Genomic DNA, 24,434 nt, shown 5'->3' with positions numbered 1-24,434 from the left:
GACTTATTTTCTAATAAGACACTGCTTCATGGTTTTAATAATACCTAAATGCATGCTTTCGTGTATATTGTTAAATTGTAAAGCATCATTAAAACTTTCTAATACAACCCCAAAGCTCGTTTCATATGCCTGATAATCATTGAATTTCACTTCTTTAATATCTTCAATTAATTGCTTATTAGCATTTTCTGATATGATTTTAATAGCTTCTAGTTCAGCTAAAGGATTTTCAACTTCCTGAGGAAAACTGCCTTTTTTATATTGTTTTAGGAAATCTGTAGGAACAGTAAAATCCAAACCAGACATACCATAAATCAACACATTTTGAGTAGCTATTACATGACCGTAATTCCAAAGTATATTATTATTAAATCCTTCTGGAATTTTGACTAAAAGTTCGGCCTCAATATTTGCTAGGGCTTTGTCAAAATTATTTCTAATGGCTTTATGATTATCTATTACTTGCATTTTGTTCAAATTTGGGAGTGAAAATAGGGATAAAATCACGATATTTTGAGTGATTTCAAAAAGAATATATAAATTGCTATTTATTAGGCATGCATACTAAATAGACTTATGGCACACTCAACTTATCCTCACTTATTTGAACCTTTAGACTTAGGTTTTACTCAATTGAAAAACAGAGTTTTAATGGGTTCTATGCATACAGGCTTGGAAGAAGCTAAGGACGGCTTTGATAAAATGGCTGCTTTTTATGCAGAAAGAGCAAAAGGTGGTGCAGGTTTGATAGTTACGGGCGGTGTTGCGCCAAATTGGCAAGGATGGTTAAAACCTTTTTCTATTCGAATGACTAAGAAGAGTCATGCTAAAAAGCATAAGGTCATTACGGATGCGGTTCATGCTGAAGGAGGTAAAATTTGTATGCAAATTCTTCATGCAGGAAGATACGGTTATCATCCCTTTAGTTTAGCACCTTCAAGAATCAAGGCTCCCATCAATCCTTTTAAGCCTTTTAAAATGTCTTCAAGAAGGATTAAAGCCACTATTAAGGATTATGCTAAATCAGCCCGCCTAGCTAAAGAAGCAGGATATGATGGAGTGGAAATCATGGGCTCAGAAGGCTATTTGATCAATCAATTTATCGTTAAGCATACTAATAAAAGAAATGATGAGTGGGGTGGTAGCTATGAAAATAGAATAAAATTCCCAATTGAGATTGTAAAGGCGGTAAGAGAAGCGGTAGGTTCAGACTTCATCCTTATTTTTAGACTTTCTATGCTTGACCTTATTCCTAATGGTAGCACCTGGGAAGAAATTGTTATGCTAGGAAAAGAATTAGAAAAAGCAGGTGTCAACATCATCAATACAGGTATTGGATGGCATGAAGCCCGAGTTCCAACTATTGTAACCAGTGTCCCTAGAGCAGCTTTTACTTGGGTAACAGAACGAATGAAAAAGGAAGTTGATATTCCTTTAATTACTACTAACAGAATTAATATGCCACAAACGGCAGAGGAAATATTATCTAATGGACAAGCAGATATGGTTTCTATGGCTAGACCTTTCTTAGCAGATCCTGAAATTATCAATAAATCTGAACAGGGTAGGGAAGATGAGATCAATACTTGTATTGCTTGTAATCAAGCATGTTTGGACCATGTTTTTAAGAATATAACAAGTAGCTGTTTAGTAAACCCAAAGGCTTGTCATGAAACGGAACTTGTGGCTCAACCTTTACAGGAAGTTAAGAATTTAGCCGTAGTGGGAGCGGGACCTGCAGGATTAGCTTTTAGTACTGAAGCTGCAAAAAAAGGGCATAAAGTCACTTTATTTGATGCTTCTTCAGAGATTGGGGGTCAGTTTAATATGGCAAAACAAATTCCAGGAAAAGAAGAATTTTATGAAACACTTAGGTATTTTAAAAAGCAAATAGAGCTTACAAAGGTCGAATTAAAATTAAATACTAAAGTTTCAGCGGCAGATCTAAAGGATTATGATGAAGTAGTGATTGCTACTGGAGTTAGTCCAAGAGATCCGAAAATACCAGGTCAAGAAAATGAAAAAGTACTTTCTTACATTGAAGTATTAAAGGAGCACAAACCAGTAGGTGAAAAAGTCGCTATAATTGGTGCTGGAGGTATTGGTTTTGATGTTGCAGAATACTTAACTCATAATGAAGAAGAAAATAGGGATGATCTCCAAGCCTTCTTCAAGGAATGGGGAGTAGATATGGATTTTGAAACTAGAGGAGGGATAGAAGGGAAACCATTAGAAGTTGAGGCTCCTAGAAAAATTACAATGTTACAACGCTCAGAAGGTAAGATGGGTGCGAAATTGGGGAAAACTACTGGATGGGTTCACAGAAACTCTCTAAGAAATCGACAGGTTCAAATGATTACCAATGTGCAGTATGATAAGATCGATGATAAAGGATTGTATATTACAAAGGATGGAAAACAAGAACTTATTGAAGTAGATAATATAATATTATGTGCGGGGCAACTTCCGGATAAAAGTTTATTTAATTCCGTAGTAGAATCGGGTCAAAAAGCACACTTGATCGGAGGAGCTTTTGAAGCAGCTGAATTAGATGCTAAAAAAGCTATAAAACAAGCTACGAAACTAGCATTAGAGATATAATATAAATATTAGCCTGTAATTATTTCCAGGCTAATATTTTTTCTAAAGTGTCTTTAAATTTCTTAGCATTCTGATAGCCAGGAACAGGCTGGATAGTTTGAAAATCTTCTTTTATATACACGATTGTTGGATAACCTGTAACTCCCATTGATCTGGCAATCATCTGTTGAGTAGTGGTGTCTCCGTTCATTATAATCAGATCTCGGTTTTCTGCATTTAATTTTACTGCGTAAAACTTTTCATTTACAATATCCACTACTTCAGGATCAGTAAAGGTTTCTTTATCCATTTTTTTACACCATCCACACCAGTTAGTATAAACATCTACAAAGATTTTTCTAGGCTCTTTTTGGTTTAGCTTATAAGCTTCAGTAATGCTTAACCATTCAATTTCTTTATTCTTATTTGTTCTTTTCTCTGGCTCAGATTGAAAAGCAAATAAACCTATAACAGATACCAATAGAATTGCTAAAAAAGTATTTTTCATAAAATTGTATTTAAGCAAAGTTAAACTTGAATCGACTCAAAGTTTGTAACTTTTGTGACTTTCTTACTTTGAATCCTTATATAAACAAAAACTATCCCAAAAATAATTCCACAAACTGTAGCCATCGATCCTGCAATTGAAGCATTTAGCGCAACAGCCAGGTAATATCCGAAAAAAGCACTTAAAAAACCAATAAGACAGGTTAACCAAATCATAGTTTTCAACCTTTTACTGATCAGATAAGCAGTAGCAGCAGGAGCAATTAAAAAGGCAACCACAAGTATAGCACCCACTGATTCAAAAGAAGCTACCGTAGTGAAAGATACAAAAGCCATCAATAAATAATTCCAAAGCGTTGCGGATATCCCTAATGCCACAGCATATTCAGGATCAAATGAGGTGATTTTTAACTGTTTATAGCCTATTGTTACAAATAGAATGACAAATAATAGTACAGTCCCAATTAAATAAATAGCCTCTGGTCCTATATCTCGACCAGAAGCTAATATAATAGTATCAAGCGGAACATAGGCAATTTCACCATATAAAACACATTCCTGATCTAAATCAACTTGGCCTGTAAAGGCTGAAATTAAAATTACGCCAATCGCAAATAACCATGTGAAAGTGACCCCAATAGAAGCATCCGTTTGCAGCTTTCCTTTTTTATGTAGGAATTCTATCAAAATAGTTGTAAGGACACCCAGAGTCCCAGCTCCCAGAAGCATGGTAACTGAGTCTCTACTTCCAGACCATAAAAAAGCCAATACAATACCTGGTAAAATTGCATGAGAAATAGCATCACCTACCATGGCCATTTTTCTTAATATAAGAAAGCAACCTAGTATTCCGCAAGCTATGGCTACTAATGTACCTGTTAATATGATATAAAAATCAGACATTTATTCAGTTTATAATGGCTATTTGGAGTCCTATAATTTATTCAACTATAAACTTACCCTGCATAATCATGGCATGCCCTGGGAAGGAACAGATAAAATCATAAGTTCCTTTTTCCGGAGCCTCAAAGGTGATAGTAGCTTCTTCACCACCGCCTAACATTTTTGTATTGGCGATTACTTGATCGGCTAAGCTTTCAGGAATGTAATCATTATCTTTAGCAGAAGATGCTTTTTGGCTAAATTGCATGATGCTGGCTTCAGGTTTTAATAAAACCCAATTATGCCCCATTTGATCTTTAGGTAATTGCCCCACATGCTTAAGTGTTAACTCTACTGTTGAACCTGCTTTAACGGTCATTTCATCCAAATTGTATTGCATTTGGTCATCAGCTTCGATTACAATTTTAATGATCTCTTCTTCCTCAGTCACTTCAGTCTTTTCTTTCTTTTCAGCTTCTTTCTGCATGATTTCTTTTGAAGTCATTTGGTTTTCATCTGATGAAGCTTGTTCTGTCTCTTGGTTTCTGCCACATGAAAGAAATAAAGAGACTGTTAAAATGCTAAGTATAATTTTTAAGTAATTCATATTTTTAATTATTATCATTTATGTATAACTAAATCGATAGATCGAATTTAATGTTTTAAAACCAACCTTAATTGTATGGTATTTTCGAATTATGAGGGTCAACCTCAGGATACCCTAATTTTTCTTCTAATCTTTTTTCTAATTCTGGTGTAATTAGATGTTCTATGGTGTCTGCATCTTCATGTACATGATCAGGTGCAATTCTCAAATATTCAGTTAAATATAATTCCCATAGCCTGTGAAGCTTTACTAATCTGGCAGCCTTTCTTTGGCCGTAATCAGATAGATAGTAACCTTTTGAGGTTTTGTTTAAATAGCCTTGTCTTTTTAAGCGAGCCAGAATTCTTTTCATTAATTTGATTGCGTAATATCTTTTCTCTCTTAACTTTTCAATTGATTTTGGTTCGCCAAAAGATTCTTCCTTTTCCGCAATTTGATGAAATGCTTTTAAAATATTTTCATCTTGAATTTGCCTTCTGTTTTTAGTCTGCTGCCAAAGTCTGGAGATGTAGCCTTTTTTAGGAGCAAACATTATTGATATTATAGCACTAATGGACAATACCATTACTACCCATGGGCCAGTTGGCATATTAGGGGCTATATAGCTAATAAAAGCACCAGATACACCTGAGAAACCTCCAATTATAGCCGCTAATATCATGATTAAGGATAAACTGCCAGACCAATATTTAGCAGCCGCTGTTGGTGTAATCAGTAATGCTGCCATTAATACCACGCCAACTGCTTGGATTCCTGTCACTACAGCCAATACGGTTAATGAGCTTAATAAAAACTCAATCCATTTCACGGGTAGCCCTATAGATTTTGCGAACTCTTTATCATAGGTAATTAGTTTTAATTCTTTATAAAAGAGAATAATCATTAATATCAATACTACGCTAATGGCAGAAAAAACAATAACATCTTGCGCAAGCATACTAGCAGCTTTACCAAATAAAAACGAATCTAACCCAGTTTGCGCGGCATTTCCACTTTGCTGAATATAGGTGAGTAGCATAATCCCGACACCGAAAAAAACCGATAAGATTAAGCCTATAGCAGTATCCTCTTTAATTTTTGATTTTTTAGTAATTAGGTCTACAGCTAAAATGGATAACCATCCGGTTAAGAATGCTCCACTTATAAGTAATAAATAGTTTTTAGTGCCACCCAAAATAAAAGCTAAACAAACACCTGGTAAAATAGAATGTGCGATAGCATCTCCTATCAAAGCTTTCTTTCTAAAAAAAGTAAATGCTCCTACAATCGCAGCTGCTGCACCTAAAATAATGGTTCCTAATGATACGTAGATTACGTTAGCATCATTAAATTCAAAAAAGCTTATTGCGTTCTCCCACATATTATTCTCTGTTTGGAAATCTGTGTTTTTGTATCAAATCACTGATTTCAGTGAGTAGGGTTAATTTTCCACCATAGGTCTCTTGTAGTAATTCGGGAGTAAATGCTTCGTTAATCTTCCCTGAAGCCACCAACCTCATGTTTAATAAGATAATCCAATCAAAGTATTTAGCAACGGATTGAAGGTCATGATGAACTACAATAACAGTTTTGTTTTGAGCAGACATTTCACCTAGCAATTCAATGATAGCTTTTTCTGTTGCAGCATCTACACCCGCAAAAGGCTCATCCATAAAATATATATCAGCTTGCTGAGCTAGTGCTCTTGCAAGAAATACTCTTTGCTGCTGTCCGCCTGATAACTGAGATATTTGACGATCTTTAAATCCATCCATCCCTACTTTTCTCAAGCTATCCATCACAATTTCTTTATCTGCTTTTTTGGGTCTGTTGAATAAGCCTAGTTGCCCATATCTTCCCATCATTACAACCTCATAAACAGAAGTTGGGAAATCCCAGTCTACGCTTTCCCTTTGAGGTACATAGCTAATCTTGTGGCGCATTTCCTCCAAAGGCTTACCATTTATTTGGATGTAGCCACTATTGAGTGGCAGTAAACCCATAATGGCTTTTAATAAGGTAGATTTACCCGCTCCATTAGGTCCAATGATCCCTATGAGTTGACCTTCAGGCAAACTTAGGTCTACATCCCACAAAACAGGCTTTCGCTCATATGCCACTGAAAGATCATGTATTTCAATTATTGGATTATCAACTTGTCTGATCATTATTTGCTTTCTTTTGAGATTCTGGATAATCCTTCAACTATTTTTTCAACATTGGAATGAACCATTCCTAAATAAGTGCCTTCAAATGTTCCTTCTTCTCCCATAGCATCAGAGTATAAACTGCCGCCAATCACTACATCATGTCCTTTACTTTTGCAGCCTTCCAGCACTGCTTTTATAGCTTTTTCAGAAACAGAGGTTTCTGTAAATATGGCTGGGATTTCATTTTCGGTTATGAACTCTACTAAATTACTAACATCTCTAAGGCCAAATTCAGATAAAGTTGATATACCCTGAAGGCCACGCACCTCAATGTTATAAGCGCGCCCAAAATAAGCGAATGCATCATGAGCGGTTACTAATACTCTTTTACTATCAGGTATTTCTTGAAGTTTTTGAGAAACAGCTTCATTTAAACTGTCCAAAGAGTGAATATATTGGTCGGTATTTTTCTGGTAATAATTTTGATTACTACTGTCATATTGAATCAATTTTTCACTCAAGAGGGTAGAGGCCTTTTTCCATAAATTAACATCAAACCATATATGCGGATCGTATGCTCCTTGGAACTCAGTGTTGTTAATAAATGATTCTTTATTTAACAACTCAGCCATGGCAATTACAGTTTTTCTATTTTTTAACTTTTCTAAGATTTCCCCCATTTTGCCTTCCAGGAAAAGTCCGTTATAAATGATGATATCAGCGGCCTGTAATTTTTTCAAATCACCTTGTGTAGCTTTATATAAATGAGGGTCTACACCGGGTCCCATTAAAGCTTCTATTTTTGCTTTGTCACCTATTATATTTTCGGCTGCATCCTTAATCATTCCGGTTGTACAAACGATGTAAGTTTGCTCGTTTTTCTCGCTAGGCTGACTGCAAGAAAAGGTCAAAAATATAAATGAAATTATGAGTGAATATTTAGTGAGTGACCAATACATTTTCTGCAACTTCTTTACTGATGAATAATTTATTTTTTCCGTCAACTAGAATTTCCATAGAGCCATCGAACTCAACTTTTTCAGTGACTTTAGTTTTCGCCCCTAAGTAAATCCCTATACGATCAAGATGTTGTAAAAACATTGAATTTGTATCTTTCACGGCTACTACAATTCCATCACCAGAGATCTCAACTTCTGCAAGTGGTACTTGAGGCTTTTCTTTGAATAATCCATTTTCGTCTGGAATAGGATCTCCGTGTGGATCGAACTTTGGATGACCCAAAAATTCATCTAATCTTTGGATGAGTAGGGGGGATTTTATGTGCTCTAATTGCTCTGCAATTTCATGGACTTGGTCCCAATTGAACTTCAATTTTTCTACTAAAAATACTTCCCAAAGTCTATGTTTTCGTATTACTTGTAACGCGGCAGTTTTACCTTTTTCTGATATTTTTACTCCCTGATATTTTCGGTAGACTACCATTTCTTTTTCTGACAGTCTTCTCAACATGTCAGAAACGGAGGCAGCTTTTGTTTCCATTTCTTCAGCAATCGCATTAGTGGTTACATCTTGCTCACCAGCATTAGAAAGGTGGTATACAGCTTTTAGGTAGTTCTCTTCAGCAAAACTTAATTTCTTCATTTATTAGCTACAATTTCATGCAAGGTAAAATAAAATTAGGGTAATCTAAAAATATTTTATATAAATTTATAACATTCGTTTTTAAAGGAATCAAGGGTGATTCTAACAGTATTTAGATTTATCTAAAAAATTATTTAGTTAATATTTTTTCAATGAAGTTCACTAATTTCTTTTCTTCAATTACCCATTCTATTTCTTTTCCTGGAGCTTGTACGTAAAAGCTTTTCCTATCTAATTGATCCTTTAGCTCATTTTTAGTTGGTGAGTTAAAATCAATAGAAACTGAAGCAGGATATTTAGAGAGGAAATTAGCCCAATTTGCATTCTTAGGTATAATCATAGGTATTCCTAATGCTATGCAATCATATATCTTTGTAGGGAATCTATCCTTTAGATTTGGGTTTAGTTGGTAGGGAAGCAGGGCCATATCCGCTTTCTTGATTACTTCAATTATATCTTGTTGAGGTATTGGTTTATTTTCTATTCTGTCATTTATGAAGCTTAGGTTTTTAATTGAATTTTGAATCTTTTCAAGATATTGATTGTCAGCAGAATATCCAATAATATCTAAAGTGACATTGTAACTGTTTTTATTGAGGTATTTACAATACTCTATACCTTCTAATGTACCATATTCTCTACCAAGTGTACCTGAAATTACTAAATTAATAGGATGGTTTGGAATGATATGTATTGGCTTGTATTCAGATTTAACAGGTAATATGCTTTTGTTTAAAACTGTGATATAGTTTTGATTGTCAATAAATTCTAATTGCTTTTCATATACCTCTTCTGCCAATAGATAGCCGCTAGTGAAGTATTTACTAAGATTTTCTATAGTTGATAAATAGGTACTAATTAGCCGTTTTTTTATTGCAGAGTATAGAGTACTATATTTCACATTTAATTGATAATTCTCTTGTACATCATATATAATTTTAGTGCCAAATAATATTTTGATAATCATCATAACTGGCAGTAATTCAGGTGTGTTAACGATTATGAGTTTAGGTTTTAATTCAATGTATTTTCTAAGGACTTTTATAGGAGCAAAAAGTCTTGAAATTGAATTTCTTTTGAATTTAAATATTGGATGAAGTGAAATATTTTTCTCTTTAGCTTTCATTTTTGAATCAAAGCCTATGATATTTACTTCATATTTATTTGTTTGCGCAAGTGATTTTCCAATCTTATGATAAGAGCGAACATCATCAGCCGGTTTTAAAACTGAAACAATAAGTATTTTTATTTTATCATCCACAGATTAAAGATATAAACAGAAAATGGAATTTAAAGAATTTATAGAAAAGGCATGGGACAACAGGGAGTTGTTAAAAGATAAGGACACACAAATTGCAGTTAAGACAATAGTAGAAGAATTAGACCATGGAAAAATCAGAGTTGCTGAACCTGATGGCAATGGTAATTGGACAGTAAATGAGTGGGTTAAAAAAGCAGTTATCTTATACTTCCCTCTTCAAAAAATGCAATCTATAAATGTTGGGCCTTTCGAATTCCATGATAAAATAAAACTTAAAAAAGGCTATGAAAAATTAGGCGTAAGGGTAGTGCCACATGCTATTGCTCGTTATGGTTCTTTTGTAAATGAAGGGGTTGTGATGATGCCATCTTATGTAAATATTGGAGCGTATGTTGATAGCGGAACAATGGTAGATACTTGGGCAACTGTTGGAAGTTGTGCTCAAATTGGTAAAAACGTTCACCTCAGTGGTGGTGTAGGAATAGGTGGGGTTTTGGAACCTGTTCAAGCAGCTCCTGTTATAGTAGAAGACAATGCTTTTATCGGTTCAAGATGTATAATTGTTGAAGGGGTTAGAATCGGAAAAGAAGCAGTGCTTGGAGCTAATGTTACCTTAACTGCTAGCTCAAAAATCATTGACGTTACCGGAGATAAACCAGTTGAATATACTGGATATGTTCCAGAGAGATCCGTGGTAATTCCGGGCTCTTTTACTAAGAAATTTCCAGCTGGAGAATACCAAGTTCCTTGTGCTTTAATAATTGGACAAAGAAAAGAAAGCACTGATAAGAAGACCTCTTTGAATGCGGCATTAAGAGAAAATAATGTAGCTGTTTAATCGTTAGTTTTACATTTGGCATTTTATTTGAGTAGGTGTTTATATGAAGAAGTTGATTTTATTTTGCTTTGTAAACTTTATAGTGTTTTCTGTTTTCAGTCAAAAAGGATATGAAGACCTATTTACAGAAATTCCAACAGAGGATTTTCCAGTTATAAAGGATATTCCTTTTGAGCCTGGAGAGGAAATTGAATATAAAATCTATTATAGTTTTTTTACTGTAGGTAAGGGCCAACTTAAAGTTCATAAAAACCCATATAAAATAAATAATAGAGCGGCATACAAAGTTGATGTTAGAGCCAAAACTACAGGTATGGTAGATTGGGTAGCGAAGATTGATGATCATTGGGGAGGTTACATAGATACCGCTTCATTAGTACCACACATGGCTTATCGAAATATAAAAGAAGGTAAGTATAGAAAAAATGAAGTGGTAAAATATGACCATAATTCTCAGATGTTAGAAATTAAAAGTATGGGTAGGAAAGATTCAGCTTTTAAAGAGCCTGAGTACTATCAATTTCCTCCTCAAATAAGAGATTTAATCAGTGGTTTCGCCTACTTTAGAGCTGTCAATTTTGATACATTAATGCCTAATGATACCATTACCATTCCTGCTTTTTTTGAGGATACTTTTTACAACTTAGAGATTGTTTATTTAGGAGATGAAACCATTGAATTACCCATTGGGAAAGTTAGAGCACATAAAGTAACTCCTGTAATGCCAGAGACTAAAATATTCGATGGGGAGAACTCAATATTAGGTTGGTTTTCTGCAGATAAAAATAAGATACCTTTAAAAATTAATGCTGAGCTTTATGTGGGTTCAGGAGGTCTAGAAATCACATCCTTTAGGAAAATAAAATATCCTATAAATTTCGATATGAGCAATTGACATCATAACTAATTGCTCATTTCTTAGATATTCCATTCATTTCAATTAATTTCGCAGTTTTAAAATTTTAAATCATATAATGAAGAATTTATCTTTCATATTATTATTCCTTTTAATTTTCACTTCTTGTAAAGATCAAGATGCTCTAGAAAAAGCAAATTCGTTTTATAATTCAGGTGAATATAAGAAAGCGATTAAGTTTTATAATGAGCATTTAGAAATGAAGCCTTCGCATGAAATTGCTACTTATAATAGAGGGCGAGCATATGAGGAATTAGGTGAGTTCCAGAAAGCAATAGTGGATTATAAAAAAGTTATCGATATAAATCCTAGAAATGAAAATGCCTACTTGAGTTTGGGGAAGGATTATTATCGACAAAAAGATTTTGAGAATGCTGCTTTTCAGTTTGAAAAAGCATATAAACTCAATACTAACTCATCTCAAGCGGCAACATTACTTGCCAGAGCCTATCATAAGTCTGGAAAGGTAGAAAATGCAATGGAGTATTATGATATTGCTATTAACAATGATAACAAAAATGCCGAAGCGTATTTATATAGAGGGGCTTTGAAGATTCATTTAAATCAGTCTGGTGGATGTAATGATATTCAAATGGCAAAAAATATAGGGTATGATGGCGCAGAGGATTTATATAATAAGTATTGTAATTAAGTCAGTCTTAAAATAAAATTAATAACAAAGGGTAGTGATGTCACTACCTTTTTTTTGACACATCAACCAAAAAAGCAACCGAAGTTGCCTTAAAATAGTAGCGAGGAGCAGATTTGAACTGCCGTCCGCTAGCTAGCGGATAGGAATCCTGCGCTCATTTTAATCAACTACAGCGATTAGACTTTGTGTTTTTCTTTTACTAGGTTCCAAATAAACTTTCTTCCTTTAACGGATTTAAGTTGTTTCTCTCTTTTCAAAGCATCACTTTTAGATAAAAATTGTTCAGTATATAGAATAACCCAGGGTCTGTACTTTTTAGTGTAGCCTTTGTTGGAATAGATATTATGGCTGCCTTTTCTATTTTAAAGATCAGAGGTATACCCGTTGTAAATTTTTTTATGGTTAGGGCTATATAGGACATATACATCAAGCATGATTCAATATAACAAAAAAGGCAACCGAAGTTGCCTTAAAATAGTAGCGAGGAGCAGATTTGAACTGCCGTCCGCTAGCTAGCGGATAGGAATCCTGCGCTCATTTTAATCAACTACAGCGATTAGATTTTATGTTTTTCTTTTACTAGGTTCCAAATAAACTCTCTTCCTTTAGCGGATTTAAGTTGTTTCTCTCTTTTCAAAGCATCACTTTTAGATAAAAATTGTTCAGTATATAGAATAACCCAGGGTCTGTACTTTTTAGTGTAGCCTTTGTTGGAATAGATATTATGGCTATCTATTCTACTTTTAAGATCAGGGGTATACCCGATGTAAATTTTTTTATGGTTAGGGCTATATAGGACATATACATCAAACATGATTCAATATAACAAAAAAGGCAACCGAAGTTGCCTTAAAATAGTAGCGAGGAGCAGATTTGAACTGCCGACCTCAGGGTTATGAATCCTGCGCTCTAACCAACTGAGCTACCTCGCCAAATATTTTCATTAAATTAATCTCACTTTCTTAGAAGCGAAGTAGATTTGAACTGCCGTCCGCTAGCTAGCGGATATGAATCCTGCGCTCTAACCAACTGAGCTACCTCGCCAAATTAAATTTAATGCCTTTTTAAATCCTTTTGATTTATCCCTTGTCCGAAATGGAGTGCAAACATAATGAATTATGATTTCAAAATCCAAAAAAAAATGAAAAAGAATTTATTGTGATATATCATTTTTAATCATAACTTATCAACATCAAAAACTTAAGGAACATGGCTTTGAAAAAATTTACAGGTGATTTCGAAATAAACGCATCTAAGAAGATGCTATACCCCTATATAAGTTCAGCAAGTGGGCTAGCGCAATGGTTTGCAGATGATGTAAATATTAATGAGGATAAAGAGTATAACTTTATATATGATGAAGAAGATCACCGTGCGATAATGGTGGGGCATCGTTTAAATCAGTATGTAAAATTTGAGTTTCCTGATGAAGGGGAGGAAGACGATCCTGCTTATATAGAAATACATTTAGATGAAAATGAATTGACACAATCAATGTATATGAAAGTGGTTGATTATTCGGATTTTGAAGATGATGAGGAGCAATATGACGTATGGGAAGGACTTATCAATAATTTAAAAGAAATAGTTGGGGGTTAATTCTTAGGGTCTAGAATGAATCTTTCTTAATTTTGGACGTTATAAAATCATTCAATAACCTAGTTTCATAATTTTTATAATGAGGTATCTTTTTATATTCATTTTTACACTCTCCTTGTTTTTAAAGGTAAATTTAGTTTATTCTCAAAATCAGTCAGAATCCCTTAATTTTTACTACGAAAATGCTCAAAAAGCAATGAATAGTGGTGATTATGAAGAAGCTAATATTCAGTTCCGTAAAATTTTAAAATTAGGTGTTAAGCTTCCCTCAGAAATGCCCTACCTTTTTGCCAAAACTTTATATGAAGTAGGACAATACCAAAATAGCCAAAGTTTCTTAGAGAAATATTTTGAGATAATGGGTAAAGCAGGAACCTATTATGAAAATGCTGAGCAACTGAAAGAACTTTTGAAGTTGCAATTAAATAAAAGTCTAAGTTGTCAGTATTGTGATTTAAGTGGGTACAGGCTTGAAGAGTGTTCGACATGTAATGGAGAAAAACAACTACTTAAAAAGTGTGATTATTGTGCAGCAAAAGGAAAAGTAGGTTGTACAGCTTGCAGTGGCGATGGTGTTTTGATTCAATTAGGTGCTATGGGGAATCGTAGTTATAAAACGTGTTACCAATGCAAAGGAAAGGGAATAAATATTTGTCCAGTTTGTGAAGGGGAAAAAGAACTTTACACGTATTGTCCAAATTGCTTAGGGAGCGGGCATACCAGTACGAGCATCTTGTGTAACCACACTGAAGTAAATTAAAAATTATACAGTTAAATTTTTCAAATGAGGCCTATAAGATGCTTTTTATTTGGATCTTGCTAGACTATATGTGAAATTCAATTTTAATTTGCACTTATTGAATAATAATAGGTTTAAATATTTCTATTTTAATAAATTATTTACTTTATTGGTGAATTATTTGAACTCAAACTTATTCAAAATTTATTCACTATGTCATATTGCAAAGTAATTGACTATAAAGATGTCAAAATAGTATACACTGATATTGAAAATTGTGATGGAGCAGATGCTATACCTGCATTTGATTCAGTTCAGAAGTTAGTTGCTCAGTTTCCAGAAAAATCAGTTTTATCTTGCGTAAATGCTACAAATGCAAGGTTCAATAAAGATTTACTATCTAAAATTAAGGAAACTGTAAAGAAAAATAATCCAAAAGTAAAAGTAACGGTTGTTTGTGGTTTAAGTAAGTTGTCTACTTTAATTTTAAATTCAATTATAACAGCAACTGGAAGAAAAATGAAATTATTTGATTCTGTAGAGGACGGTAAAGAATGGCTTTATCAATATGAAATGAAAAGCAGAAAACATGCTGAATCGGCCTAATTATAAGATTCAAAATTATTTATAACCTGATTGAAAACAATCAGGTTTTTTTATGTTTAGTAATATCAGAGAAAACAGTTTATTATCTTCATGTTTTGATAATGATATAAGAATGCCCATAATCCAAAATAATAAATATAGGCCCCCATTTTACCTGTTCAATCAGCATGTAGAAACTATTGTTCCCAGTGCTTTACGAAAAGTTAAAGGAGTAAATTATAGGCGGGAACGAATTGAAACCCGTGATGATGACTTTTTGGATATTGACTGGATTCAAAACGACAATTCCAGATTAATAATAGCCTCACATGGGCTGGAAGGGAGTTCTGATAGGCCTTATATTTTAGGAATTGCTAAACTATTTAGTCAAAATAATTGGGATGTGTTAGCCTGGAATTGTAGAAGCTGTAGCGGAGAAATGAATAAAAAGGAATTTCTTTATCATCATGGCTTTACGCAAGATGTAGAAGAAGTGGTTCAAAAGGCCAGATTTCATAATTATAAAGAAATTGTTTTGATTGGCTTTAGTATGGGAGGAAGTCTGACCTTAAAATATGTAGGTGAAAATTCTAATAATCTTTATCCAGAGATAAAGGCTGCGATGGCGGTGAGTGTTCCATGCAATTTGTCGAGCAGCTCAAAAATGCTTGCTCTGAAAAAGAATAAGTTCTATCAAAACCGCTTCATGCGAAAACTAGATTTGAAACTGAGAGCTAAGAATGAACAGTTTCCAGGCCTTTTAGAAATTAAACCCTGGAAAGATTTTAATAGCTTTCATGAATTTGATACACATTATAGTGCAAAAATATTCGGCTTTAAGGATGCCCAAGATTTTTATGATAACGTTCAATGCTATCCATATTTAAAGGATATTAATATTCCAACTTTAATCTTAAATGCACTAAATGATCCTATGCTAACAGGAGATTGCTATCCTAAAAATATAGCAGAACAAAATCAAAATATTTCTCTGGAGTTGACAAAATATGGTGGTCATGTTGGTTTTCTACAGAAGAAATCGCCATATACTTATGCAGAAGAACGAGCATTTGAATTTTTCAATAATAAGGTAAGCTAATGAATGAACTAGTTTTTCAAAGATTAGAGAATTTTTTAAATGATTTTCATTATGAAAAACTGAACGGATTTGATTTATTTCAACAAGAATCAAAAGGTATTAAAAAGTGTGTTATTGTAAACTGCACTCCTTATAACGATGGTTTTATGTTGGAACTACAATTGGGTATTATTATTAAACAGATAGAGCAGTATATTTTATCTTTTAATAATCAATCATCTGAGAAGCTAACTTTAACTTATTGGGAAAGTCTTTATAATGTCGGTGAATTAGGTACAAAAAGGCACTTTATACAAAATTTCGTAGAGTTAGATAAAGTGCTGCATGAGCTAGAAAATGCTTTAATTAAAAGTGGATTTTCATGGCTTGATAACTATTCTAATCTCAATCAAATATCAAATTATTTAAAAGATATTATTTTTAGAAGTATACAAAAGCCTATTAACTTTCTTAAAATTTGCCAAAGAAGCTATTTGTTGAGATTGATGCTAAAGGAAAAACTCTGCGATTCTGATTTTTATGAATACTATGAAAATATGCAATCAAGAAGATTGCCTGATCATCAATTGGAAGAATTTTTAAGTTTTAAGAACTATATCGACAATAATTATAATTCCATTTCAGAGGACATTAATTAGAATCAAATAATTTTTGACATTCTTCTTCAAGAACTCCTCCTGAAATAATAGGGGCATACCAAGCTTCAGCAGCAACCGCTTTAGATCGTATATTAATTTGCTTTCCATAATTCGCAGCAGTTGGAATATCACATCCGTAAATCACTTCACCAATTCCAGCCCAAATTATCGCTGACATACACATAGGGCAAGGCTCCACAGTAGTAATTAAGGTTAATTCTTCTGCTCTGTCATAATCTAATTGTTTCATTTTTTGAATAGCATTGATTTCTGCATGCGCAACTGCCCCATCGTGAATAGTAGTATTATAAGCACTTACGTGCTGTCCTTCAGGATCAACTATAATAGCTCCATATGGAGTTTTACTTTCTTTAGCGAGATCAATTGCCATTTTCATCCAAAATTCAATATCCATAGTATTTGTTTCTGTTGTATGACTTTAATTACAGTATTCTAATAAGTTTTGCTTAAATTCAATTTTCAAAATATTAACATATGAAAAACCTAAAAATAACAGCAAATCTTTTACTTATTAACTTAGTGCTTATTGCATTTACATCCTGCCAGAAGAATCAAAAAGAGGAGGAAAATGTTTTGGCTACTATTAACAATGAAGTTAAGCAAAATAGTAAAGCATATTCTAATCTTCAGACTATAACTTCTGAAATTGGTCATAGATTGACGGGTTCAGAAAATGGTAAAGAAGCAGAGCAATATACCTATGATCTATTGAAATCATATGGATATGATCAAGTTGAATTCCATGAATTTGAAGTGGAAGCTTGGGCCAGAGATACTGTTCATCTTGAAATAAATGATGAGGAAATTGAAGAGGTGGTATCATTAGGTCATTCACCGGTTTCAGCTGATTCAGAATTTGAATTGATTGATGTAAATAATGGTTTAAGAGCTGATTTTGACAGTTTGAAGGATGAAGTGAAAGGCAAAATTGCTTTAGTGTACATTGGAATTTTAGATGGAAGCCCTGAAGGATTGAAAAATATTCATAGATCAGAAAAAACAGCTTTAGCTATTGAATATGGAGCAGAAGGAATTATTATTATAAATCAAGTTCCTGGTGGTGTTTTATTAACAGGGACAGCGTCTGTTACAGGAAGTTTAATTGATATTCCTGCTGTTTGTATTAGTTATGAAAAGGGGATGGAGTTGAAAAAACAACTTGCAGAAGGTGAAGAGTTGGTTGCTCATATTCAAATGAGCAATAAAAGTGAGGTAATTAAATCTAGAAATGTAATTGCTACTTTACCTGCGAAAGAAAAATCAGATGAAGATATTATAATTGGGGGTCATTTAGACAGTTGGGATTTATCAACGGGAGCAATTGACAACGGAATTGGTATTGCTGCAATTTTAGATATAGCGCGTACCTACAAAGCTTTAAACCTTGAGCCGAAAAGAAATATAAAATTCGTAATGTTCATGGGGGAAGAGCAAGGGCTATTAGGTTCAAAACAAATGGTTAAAATGCTAAATGAAAACGATGGTTTAGAGAATGTAGCATACATGATGAACATTGATATGAGTGGAAATCCTAAAGGTTATAATGCATCTGGTAGAGATCAGATGTTGTCTATTTATGATAAAATAGGAAAGGATATTAAAGCAGTTGATTCAACCTATGAAAATGAAAATACAAGCAAAGCTGGGCTTCATTCTGATCATCAGTCATTTATGATGGAAGGTGTTCCAGTTGTTGGTTTAGTAGGCAATCTAGAAAGAAAAGTATACAGCTATTATCATTCTAATGGAGATGACTTTTCATTGGTAAATAAGGAACATCTTGAGAACACCGTACGTTTCTCAGCTATGTTCTTATGGGAATTAGCAAATTTAGATGAAATCCCAGCTAAGAAATTAAACTTTGAGCAAACGAAGCAATTCTTAATCGATCAAGGTTTAAAAGAAGAGTTAGAATTAGGTAATGAATGGAAGTGGGGAGAATAATAAATTAATAAACAATTAACCAATATATAAAATTATGGCAGAATTTGAATTTGACGGGGACAAAGCAAAAGAGTCCTTTCAAAAAATAATCAAAAATATACGACTGATAATTGTAGCACTTGTAGTAGTAGTAGCAATATTTAGTACGTTTTTTCAGGTAGGTGCTGAAGAAGTAGGAGTTGTAACCAGATTAGGTGCATATAATAGAACACTTGAACCTGGTTTAAATTTTAAAATTCCCTTTGTGGAATCAGTTACAAAGGTTCCAGTTGAGCGTCAACAAAAACAAGAATTTGGTTTCAGAACTACTAGTGCAGGAATTCAATCTACCTTTACGAAAAGAGGAGCTGAAGGTGAATCTCTAATGTTAACAGGAGATTTAAATTTAGCAGACGTAGAGTGGGTAGTACAATACAGAATTGACAATCCTTACAATTATCTTTTTAAAGTAAGAGACCCAGAAAATACGTTGAGAGATATTTCTGAATCAGGAATGAGGCAAATTGTAGGAGATAGAACGGTGAATGAAGTACTTACAGTAGGTAGGGCCGAGATTGCTGGTAAATTGAAGGTTCTCATTCAGGAACTATCAAATGAATATGAATTAGGGGTTAGAATTGAGCAAGTAGTATTGCAAGACGTTACTCCACCGGAACCAGTTCGAGCAGCCTTTAATGCTGTAAACGAAGCACAGCAAGAAAAAGAGACTCTTATTAACCAAGCAAAATCTGAATACAATAAAGTAATTCCGAAGGCTAGAGGTCAAGCTGAAGAAACCATTCAAAAGGCAGAAGGTTATGCTACCGAAAGGGTGAATAATTCTAAAGGGGAAGTAGCTAGATTTAATGAGCTGTACAAAGAGTATGTAAAAGCTCCTGGAGTTACTAAAACTCGTATTTATTTAGAAACTATGCAGGAAGTGGTTCCTAAATTAGGCGATAAAATTATTACTGATGAAGAGGGCAGTAATGTGTTACCATTATTAAATATGGCAACTCAATCAAGTAAAAAGGTAAATCAGTAATCATTATAAAATATTAATAGAATTATTATGAAAAAGTCATTAGTAAGCATATTAGTAATTGTAGTGGTTGCTTTAATCGTAATCGCTCAAGGATCATATATAGTTAGAGAATCTGAGCAAGTAATTATTACTCAGTTTGGCAAGCCCGTTGGGGATGCAGTAAAAGATGCAGGTATTCATTTTAAAATTCCTTTTATCCAAACTGCGAACTTTTTTGAAAAGCGTTATTTAGAATGGGATGGTGATCCTAATCAAGTTCCTACAAAAGATAAGAAGTTTATTTTTGTAGATACTTATGCCAGATGGCAAATTACAGATCCATTACAATTCTATAAGCGTTTAACCAACGAAAGAGGTGCTCAATCAAGGTTAGATGATATTTTGGATGGTGAAACTAGAGATTTTATCGCAAATAATTATTTAGAAGAAGCGGTGAGAACCAGTAATAGAACCCCTATTTCAAGTGGGGCGATTAGTGAAATTGTTGAAGATAGCTTAGTTCAAATAAATGTTGGTCGTGATAGTATACAAGAATACATTCAAAAATCTGCAAATCTCCAAACCAAAGATTTAGGGATTGAGATTTTAGACTTCCGTTTTAAAAGAATAAACTATGTGGAAGAAGTAAGAACCCAAGTTTATGAAAGAATGAAAAGTGAGCGATTTAGGATTGCTGATAAATTCAGATCAGAAGGACAGGGGGAAGCTTCAAGAATTAATGGTGAAAAAGAAAGAGAGTTGAAGAGTATCCAATCTGAAGCATTTAGAGTGGCTGAAGAAATTAAAGGTAAGGCAGATGCCGAGGCTGCTGCTATTTATTCCAATGCATATAATAAGAATGGATCTTCAAGGGAACTATATTCTTTTATGAAATCAATGGAGACTTTCAGAAAAACTTTTAATGATGAAACAACTGTGATATTATCAACTGATAGTGATTTGTATAAGTATTTAAAATCTATGCAGTAAGAAAATAATGCAATCAAATTAAACAAAAAAAGCAGCTTTCTAAGCTGCTTTTTTTTTGTGTAAATATCATTTAACATTTGTTAAATCATTTATAATAAGTTTTACTTAATCATTCGTTCGAAAGCTCGAAATTAAAACTATTTATTTGTTGCTCTAATTTCATGACATAATCAACAGATTGTTCTATCATAGTGTGTTGAGCTTGTATTTGTTCTTTCAAGAAAGATATTTCATTATTAAGATTATCTATTTTTGCTTCATAATCTTTTTTTAATCTTTCTTTCTCTTCTTTTGCTCTTTGAAGTTGTGCTTTGTAAAAATAAAATGATTCTGGAACTCTACTCATACATAAGTAATTAACCGTTTATCAAAAATGTTTTAAAAATTGAATAATTTATTCAATCAGTTAATTAATGTATGCTTTGAAAATCTCCTTTATCAATCCTTTTTCTTAAGTTCTTTACCTCTTTACTTAATTTATCTGCGTATTCAACTGCATTTTTAAGCATATCTTGTTGAGCCATTAATTGTTCTTTCAAATAAGCAACTTCTTTCTTAAGACCACCTACTTGACTTTCATAATTATTTTTTAATAGCTTGATTTCGGCTTTTGCATTTTCTAATTCTGCTTTAAGCTGAATCATTGTATTATCTGCCATTATTAATTTTAATTATCTATTGCATCTTGAATATCCTTCTTATATTGAATATCCATCTCATTAAATTTAAGATTAGGATTTTCTTCTTTTATTTTTTCTCTACCTATCTTAACACTTTGCTGAAATACTTTATTATCAGGTAATATTTTTCTATGTATTTTTAAGCCTTTGTGCCACATATCCTCTTTCCACTCAGTAAAATACCATTCCATAGAAGGTTGATGAAATACGGTTAACTTTCTCTTATCAAATATTAATTTCTTGATATTTTTAGATTCTACTAAGTTGCCTATTTCATTAAAAATATTTTTAAATTCTTCTATAGGTATGTAAGTACTTTTTGCTTCTACAACAGCTATTGCTTTACCTTCTACAAAAGAAATTTTAGCATGTTCACCTTCATGATGTGTTACTAAATTGTCGTTCATAGCTTCTACTTCGTTGCTCATAATGTTAAAAATTGTTTTTTTCTAAAAATTAAAATACTAACAATAAACTATGTTAAAGGTTTAAGAAAGTTAGATATTTCTAATTCTTTCCATCCCTCCATCAACTCCAATTATTTGACCTGTAATCCAGCTATTTTCACTATCAAGTAAGAATTCAGCTGCATTGCTGATGTCTTCAGCTTTACCGTATCTTCCAATTGGGTGTCTTTTGTCGGAGGCTTCTTTCTTTTCGTCAGTAGATAATAGATTTTTAGCCAATGGAGTATCTGTTAAGCTTGGAGCCACCAAATTCACTCGTATTTTTTTGCTAGCTAGTTCAGCTGCCAAACTTAATCCGAATCCTTGTAAAGCCCCTTTAGCTGCAGCAATGGAAGCATGAAATGATAATCCCGTATTAGCAGCTACTGTACTAAATAGCACAATGCTTGATCCTTTTGCATTTTTTAAAGATTTAAGAGATTTCTGAATGACTAAGGCAGCTCCCACTGTATTTAATCTGAAATCATTTAGATAATCGTTTTCTTTAATGCTTTGAAATGGTTTTAAGTTAATACTTCCTGGACAATAAGCTAAACCATGTAAAGTATCAGGAAGCTCATTGAGTTCATCCTTTATGTCTAATACATCAAGCTCAATAAATTGAAAATCACCAGATAAATCTGGTTTAGTTCTAGAAGCTAATGTAAGATTTGCGCCCTTATCTTGAAGTTTTTTAGCTAAACTCAGACCTATACCCGAACTAGCCCCAACTATTAATATATTTTTATCTTCAAATGACATATTTTAGTGTTTAATGTTTGTTTATAAACATTAAACACTTGTGAATGTTTAGGAAGATTTGATTGATTTATTAAATGAAACTATAACTATTATAAATTATTCAATGGAAATAAAAAAGCCAACTATATTATAGCTGGCTTAATATTGAAATGTTTATATAAATATATTAGTGATTAGGAGAATTTATGTAATCCAAAAATTCTCTTCTTGTTGCTTCGTCATTAAATTTACCTCCAAAATATGAAGTACCTGTTCTACTATTAGTATCACCAACACCACGTGAAGAAACACACATATGATTAGCATCCATAACAACTGCTACGTTTTCTGTTTCTAGAACTTCTTTTAATTCTTCAGCGATTTGTACTGTTAGTCTTTCTTGTACCTGAGGTCTTTTTGAGAAATACTGAACAATTCTATTGATTTTAGAAAGACCAATTACTTTTCCACTGGAAATATAAGCCACATGAGCTTTTCCGTAAATTGGAACAAAATGATGCTCGCAATGAGAGTAGAAAGTTATATCCTTCTCTACTAACATTTGGCTGTATTTATACTTGTTATCAAAAAGCTTTGGCTTTGGCTTATTAAGTGGATTTAAACCACTAAAAACTTCCTTTACATACATTTTAGCTACACGCTGTGGAGTTCCCTTCAAACTATCATCACTCAAATCCATTCCAAGAATATGCATGATCTCTTTAAAATGTTTAGCAATCATCTCCATTTTAAGCTCATCATCCATTTCAAATGCATCAGCGCGTAAGGGAGTTTCAAAATTTGATGCTACATGATCATCTCCAAATTCATCAATATTTTCCAAATCTTTTTTATTCTGCGGGGTATTCAACATAATTTCTTTCAGTTTCGTATAGTTTAACTTTTAATTCTTTGTTAGGGTCTATTTTTTCCCTCAATAAATTAAAAATTACAACAGCAATGTTTTCAGCCGTAGGATTTAAATTTTGGAATTCTGTGGTATCTAAATTTAGATTTTTGTGGTCAAACCTATCCAAAATTGTTTCCTTTATTAAGTCACTTAGCACTTTCATATCCATTACGTATCCAGTTTCTGGATCAACCTCACCAGTTACTCTAACGATTAATTCATAGTTATGACCATGAAAATTAGGATTGTTACACTTACCGAATATTTTTTGATTTTTCTCCTCTGACCAATTAGGATTATTCAATCTGTGTGCAGCGTTAAAATGCTCTTTTCTGAAAACTGTTACTTTCATTTAAATATATTTATTGAAGGTCAAATATACGGCAATAACTACAAAAGAGTTATAAGTGTTTAATAAATTAATTGAAAAGTTAAACGTTTTGTGCGTTTTATTATTCTAGCTTAGTACAATTATCTTTGATAACTTTTATCAGGTATTATAATCGATTAGCTCTTTAACATTATTTAGAATTTGATTGAGAGTTCAATGGATAGTAAATCATTGGCTTCCGTTCTATATGGGTCTTCAATTTCTTTTACATAACAGCATAAAGAAAAAACAATACAAAAGCAATTATTGAAATTCTTAAATGAATACCAAGGTAAATCTTCTTCTTTTTCAGTCGCAAGTATGGCATTCAGCTTTAAGGCTAGATTTCCGTAGTAATTCAATAGTAGACTCAATAGTTTTCTACCTTTATACCATCTGTTTGAAGCAAAAGGTACTCTGAATACTAAAAATAGACCTAGACTATTCGTATTGGAGAATATTTTACCGTGGTGCTATGAAAATCTAACTAGAAATAATCTTCAATATGAAAAAAGATAACGGCAGTGTAGATCGGTATTATCAATAGAAATGGATATAGAGTTCTTAACACATTTCTGCTGTAAGAGTGAAAGATTAAAGCAAATCAGTTTTTCGTATTGTATATAATCATTTTATATAAAAGTGATATTTTTAATACAACAATAGAGGGAAATATGGTGACTTTTAGGTTTCCT

At 32.9% G+C, this 24,434-nt stretch carries 30 protein-coding genes, 1 tRNA gene and 2 pseudogenes; 12 read left to right on the top strand and 21 right to left on the bottom strand.

Annotation, left to right across the window (positions count from 1 at the left end):
- Positions 1-3: 3 nt before the first annotated feature.
- Positions 4-468 carry a DinB family protein gene (locus QYS48_RS16810; protein WP_308356943.1) on the bottom strand — a complete coding sequence of 155 codons (465 nt, stop codon included), beginning with the start codon at positions 466-468 and terminating at the stop codon, positions 4-6.
- 108 nt (positions 469-576) lie between these two features.
- Here QYS48_RS16810 and QYS48_RS16805 point away from each other — a divergent pair, with 108 nt between their 5' ends.
- Positions 577-2,601, top strand: coding sequence for an NADPH-dependent 2,4-dienoyl-CoA reductase (locus QYS48_RS16805; protein WP_308356942.1), 2,025 nt, complete (start codon positions 577-579; stop codon positions 2,599-2,601).
- Positions 2,602-2,620: 19 nt separating this feature from the next.
- Here QYS48_RS16805 and QYS48_RS16800 read toward each other — a convergent pair whose 3' ends face one another.
- From QYS48_RS16800 to QYS48_RS16765, 8 genes are all read right to left on the bottom strand, one after another.
- A complete protein-coding gene (locus QYS48_RS16800) occupies positions 2,621-3,088 on the bottom strand; it encodes a DUF255 domain-containing protein (protein WP_308356941.1) in 468 nt (155 codons plus the stop codon).
- A gap of 20 nt (positions 3,089-3,108) precedes the next feature.
- Complete coding sequence (locus QYS48_RS16795) at positions 3,109-3,990, bottom strand: metal ABC transporter permease (RefSeq protein WP_302125891.1); 882 nt, start codon at positions 3,988-3,990, stop codon at positions 3,109-3,111.
- A 37-nt stretch (positions 3,991-4,027) separates the two neighbouring features.
- Positions 4,028-4,576 (bottom strand): azurin, encoded by a 549-nt coding sequence (gene azu / locus QYS48_RS16790; RefSeq protein WP_308356940.1) that lies wholly within the window; start codon positions 4,574-4,576, stop codon positions 4,028-4,030.
- 67 nt (positions 4,577-4,643) lie between these two features.
- Positions 4,644-5,936 carry an iron chelate uptake ABC transporter family permease subunit gene (locus QYS48_RS16785; protein ID WP_308356939.1) on the bottom strand — a complete coding sequence of 431 codons (1,293 nt, stop codon included), beginning with the start codon at positions 5,934-5,936 and terminating at the stop codon, positions 4,644-4,646.
- 1 nt (position 5,937) lies between these two features.
- On the bottom strand, positions 5,938-6,723 hold the full coding sequence (locus QYS48_RS16780; protein WP_308356938.1) for a metal ABC transporter ATP-binding protein: 786 nt from the start codon (positions 6,721-6,723) through the stop codon (positions 5,938-5,940).
- The gene (locus tag QYS48_RS16775; protein ID WP_308356937.1) at positions 6,723-7,664 is read right to left on the bottom strand and encodes a metal ABC transporter solute-binding protein, Zn/Mn family; all 942 of its coding nucleotides are present in this window, start codon (positions 7,662-7,664) and stop codon (positions 6,723-6,725) included. Before QYS48_RS16775 ends, QYS48_RS16780 begins: the two co-directional genes overlap by 1 nt.
- The gene (locus tag QYS48_RS16770; protein WP_308356936.1) at positions 7,645-8,307 is read right to left on the bottom strand and encodes a metal-dependent transcriptional regulator; all 663 of its coding nucleotides are present in this window, start codon (positions 8,305-8,307) and stop codon (positions 7,645-7,647) included. The genes QYS48_RS16775 and QYS48_RS16770 overlap by 20 nt, the downstream gene beginning before the upstream one ends.
- Positions 8,308-8,437: 130 nt before the next feature.
- Positions 8,438-9,568 (bottom strand): glycosyltransferase, encoded by a 1,131-nt coding sequence (locus tag QYS48_RS16765; protein WP_308356935.1) that lies wholly within the window; start codon positions 9,566-9,568, stop codon positions 8,438-8,440.
- A gap of 22 nt (positions 9,569-9,590) precedes the next feature.
- Between QYS48_RS16765 and QYS48_RS16760 the strand changes: the two genes are divergently transcribed.
- The 3 genes from QYS48_RS16760 to QYS48_RS16750 all read left to right on the top strand — a co-directional run bounded on the left by QYS48_RS16760 (position 9,591) and on the right by QYS48_RS16750 (position 11,974).
- Complete coding sequence (locus tag QYS48_RS16760) at positions 9,591-10,406, top strand: 2,3,4,5-tetrahydropyridine-2,6-dicarboxylate N-succinyltransferase (RefSeq protein ID WP_302125874.1); 816 nt, start codon at positions 9,591-9,593, stop codon at positions 10,404-10,406.
- Positions 10,407-10,449: 43 nt separating this feature from the next.
- Positions 10,450-11,301, top strand: coding sequence for a DUF3108 domain-containing protein (locus tag QYS48_RS16755; RefSeq protein ID WP_308356934.1), 852 nt, complete (start codon positions 10,450-10,452; stop codon positions 11,299-11,301).
- A gap of 79 nt (positions 11,302-11,380) precedes the next feature.
- Positions 11,381-11,974, top strand: a complete 594-nt coding sequence (locus tag QYS48_RS16750) for a tetratricopeptide repeat protein (RefSeq protein WP_308356933.1) — start codon at positions 11,381-11,383, stop codon at positions 11,972-11,974.
- 176 nt (positions 11,975-12,150) lie between these two features.
- On the opposite strand, the pseudogene QYS48_RS16745 reads toward QYS48_RS16750, so the two are convergent.
- The 3 genes and pseudogenes from QYS48_RS16745 to QYS48_RS16735 form a co-directional block, all read right to left on the bottom strand.
- Positions 12,151-12,321, bottom strand: a pseudogene (locus tag QYS48_RS16745) (GIY-YIG nuclease family protein); the annotation flags it as partial.
- A gap of 209 nt (positions 12,322-12,530) precedes the next feature.
- Complete coding sequence (locus tag QYS48_RS16740) at positions 12,531-12,788, bottom strand: GIY-YIG nuclease family protein (RefSeq protein WP_308356932.1); 258 nt, start codon at positions 12,786-12,788, stop codon at positions 12,531-12,533.
- A gap of 44 nt (positions 12,789-12,832) precedes the next feature.
- Positions 12,833-12,906 (bottom strand) — tRNA-Met (locus QYS48_RS16735).
- Between the two features lie 277 nt (positions 12,907-13,183).
- Here QYS48_RS16735 and QYS48_RS16730 point away from each other — a divergent pair.
- The 5 genes from QYS48_RS16730 (at position 13,184) to QYS48_RS16710 (ending at position 16,634) form a co-directional block, all read left to right on the top strand.
- On the top strand, positions 13,184-13,573 hold the full coding sequence (locus QYS48_RS16730; RefSeq protein WP_302100269.1) for an START-like domain-containing protein: 390 nt from the start codon (positions 13,184-13,186) through the stop codon (positions 13,571-13,573).
- Between the two features lie 79 nt (positions 13,574-13,652).
- Entirely contained in the window at positions 13,653-14,333 is a 681-nt protein-coding gene (locus tag QYS48_RS16725) for a molecular chaperone DnaJ (protein WP_308356931.1), read from the top strand.
- A gap of 192 nt (positions 14,334-14,525) precedes the next feature.
- Complete coding sequence (locus QYS48_RS16720) at positions 14,526-14,918, top strand: hypothetical protein (protein WP_308356930.1); 393 nt, start codon at positions 14,526-14,528, stop codon at positions 14,916-14,918.
- A gap of 52 nt (positions 14,919-14,970) precedes the next feature.
- Positions 14,971-15,996 carry an alpha/beta fold hydrolase gene (locus QYS48_RS16715; RefSeq protein WP_308356929.1) on the top strand — a complete coding sequence of 342 codons (1,026 nt, stop codon included), beginning with the start codon at positions 14,971-14,973 and terminating at the stop codon, positions 15,994-15,996.
- The gene (locus QYS48_RS16710) at positions 15,996-16,634 is read left to right on the top strand and encodes a hypothetical protein (protein ID WP_308356928.1); all 639 of its coding nucleotides are present in this window, start codon (positions 15,996-15,998) and stop codon (positions 16,632-16,634) included. Before QYS48_RS16715 ends, QYS48_RS16710 begins: the two co-directional genes overlap by 1 nt.
- Here QYS48_RS16710 and QYS48_RS16705 read toward each other — a convergent pair.
- A complete protein-coding gene (locus tag QYS48_RS16705; protein ID WP_302100276.1) occupies positions 16,627-17,049 on the bottom strand; it encodes a nucleoside deaminase in 423 nt (140 codons plus the stop codon). The two genes, QYS48_RS16710 and QYS48_RS16705, sit on opposite strands and share 8 nt — an antisense overlap.
- A gap of 80 nt (positions 17,050-17,129) precedes the next feature.
- Here QYS48_RS16705 and QYS48_RS16700 point away from each other — a divergent pair, with 80 nt between their 5' ends.
- From QYS48_RS16700 to hflC, 3 genes are read left to right on the top strand one after another with little or no spacing between them, the layout of a single operon-like run.
- Positions 17,130-18,599 (top strand): M20/M25/M40 family metallo-hydrolase, encoded by a 1,470-nt coding sequence (locus QYS48_RS16700; RefSeq protein WP_308356927.1) that lies wholly within the window; start codon positions 17,130-17,132, stop codon positions 18,597-18,599.
- Positions 18,600-18,633: 34 nt separating this feature from the next.
- Positions 18,634-19,623 (top strand): FtsH protease activity modulator HflK, encoded by a 990-nt coding sequence (gene hflK / locus QYS48_RS16695; protein ID WP_308356926.1) that lies wholly within the window; start codon positions 18,634-18,636, stop codon positions 19,621-19,623.
- Between the two features lie 27 nt (positions 19,624-19,650).
- Positions 19,651-20,592, top strand: coding sequence for a protease modulator HflC (gene hflC, locus QYS48_RS16690; RefSeq protein ID WP_308356925.1), 942 nt, complete (start codon positions 19,651-19,653; stop codon positions 20,590-20,592).
- A 109-nt stretch (positions 20,593-20,701) separates the two neighbouring features.
- Here hflC and QYS48_RS16685 read toward each other — a convergent pair whose 3' ends face one another.
- The 8 genes and pseudogenes from QYS48_RS16685 to QYS48_RS17120 form a co-directional block, all read right to left on the bottom strand.
- Complete coding sequence (locus QYS48_RS16685) at positions 20,702-20,938, bottom strand: hypothetical protein (RefSeq protein WP_308356924.1); 237 nt, start codon at positions 20,936-20,938, stop codon at positions 20,702-20,704.
- Between the two features lie 64 nt (positions 20,939-21,002).
- Positions 21,003-21,251 (bottom strand): hypothetical protein, encoded by a 249-nt coding sequence (locus QYS48_RS16680; protein WP_302100281.1) that lies wholly within the window; start codon positions 21,249-21,251, stop codon positions 21,003-21,005.
- An 8-nt stretch (positions 21,252-21,259) separates the two neighbouring features.
- Positions 21,260-21,700, bottom strand: a complete 441-nt coding sequence (locus tag QYS48_RS16675) for a hypothetical protein (RefSeq protein ID WP_308356923.1) — start codon at positions 21,698-21,700, stop codon at positions 21,260-21,262.
- Positions 21,701-21,769: 69 nt separating this feature from the next.
- A complete protein-coding gene (locus tag QYS48_RS16670; protein WP_308356922.1) occupies positions 21,770-22,480 on the bottom strand; it encodes an SDR family oxidoreductase in 711 nt (236 codons plus the stop codon).
- Positions 22,481-22,646: 166 nt separating this feature from the next.
- Positions 22,647-23,333: a GTP cyclohydrolase I FolE gene (gene folE, locus QYS48_RS16665; RefSeq protein WP_308356921.1), complete on the bottom strand. Its 687-nt coding sequence runs from the start codon at positions 23,331-23,333 to the stop codon at positions 22,647-22,649.
- Positions 23,311-23,721, bottom strand: coding sequence for a 6-carboxytetrahydropterin synthase (locus tag QYS48_RS16660; RefSeq protein ID WP_302125853.1), 411 nt, complete (start codon positions 23,719-23,721; stop codon positions 23,311-23,313). The genes folE and QYS48_RS16660 overlap by 23 nt, the downstream gene beginning before the upstream one ends.
- Positions 23,722-23,894: 173 nt before the next feature.
- A complete protein-coding gene (locus QYS48_RS16655) occupies positions 23,895-24,101 on the bottom strand; it encodes a hypothetical protein (protein WP_308356920.1) in 207 nt (68 codons plus the stop codon).
- Between the two features lie 3 nt (positions 24,102-24,104).
- A pseudogene (locus tag QYS48_RS17120) lies at positions 24,105-24,200 on the bottom strand (hypothetical protein); the annotation flags it as partial.
- Positions 24,201-24,434: the final 234 nt, after the last annotated feature.

Origin of the sequence: Marivirga arenosa, assembly GCF_030503895.2 — a bacterium.
Classification (GTDB): domain Bacteria; phylum Bacteroidota; class Bacteroidia; order Cytophagales; family Cyclobacteriaceae; genus Marivirga; species Marivirga arenosa.
Note: the sequence above shows the minus strand (reverse complement) of the source record. Positions and strands in the feature narration are given on the sequence as shown.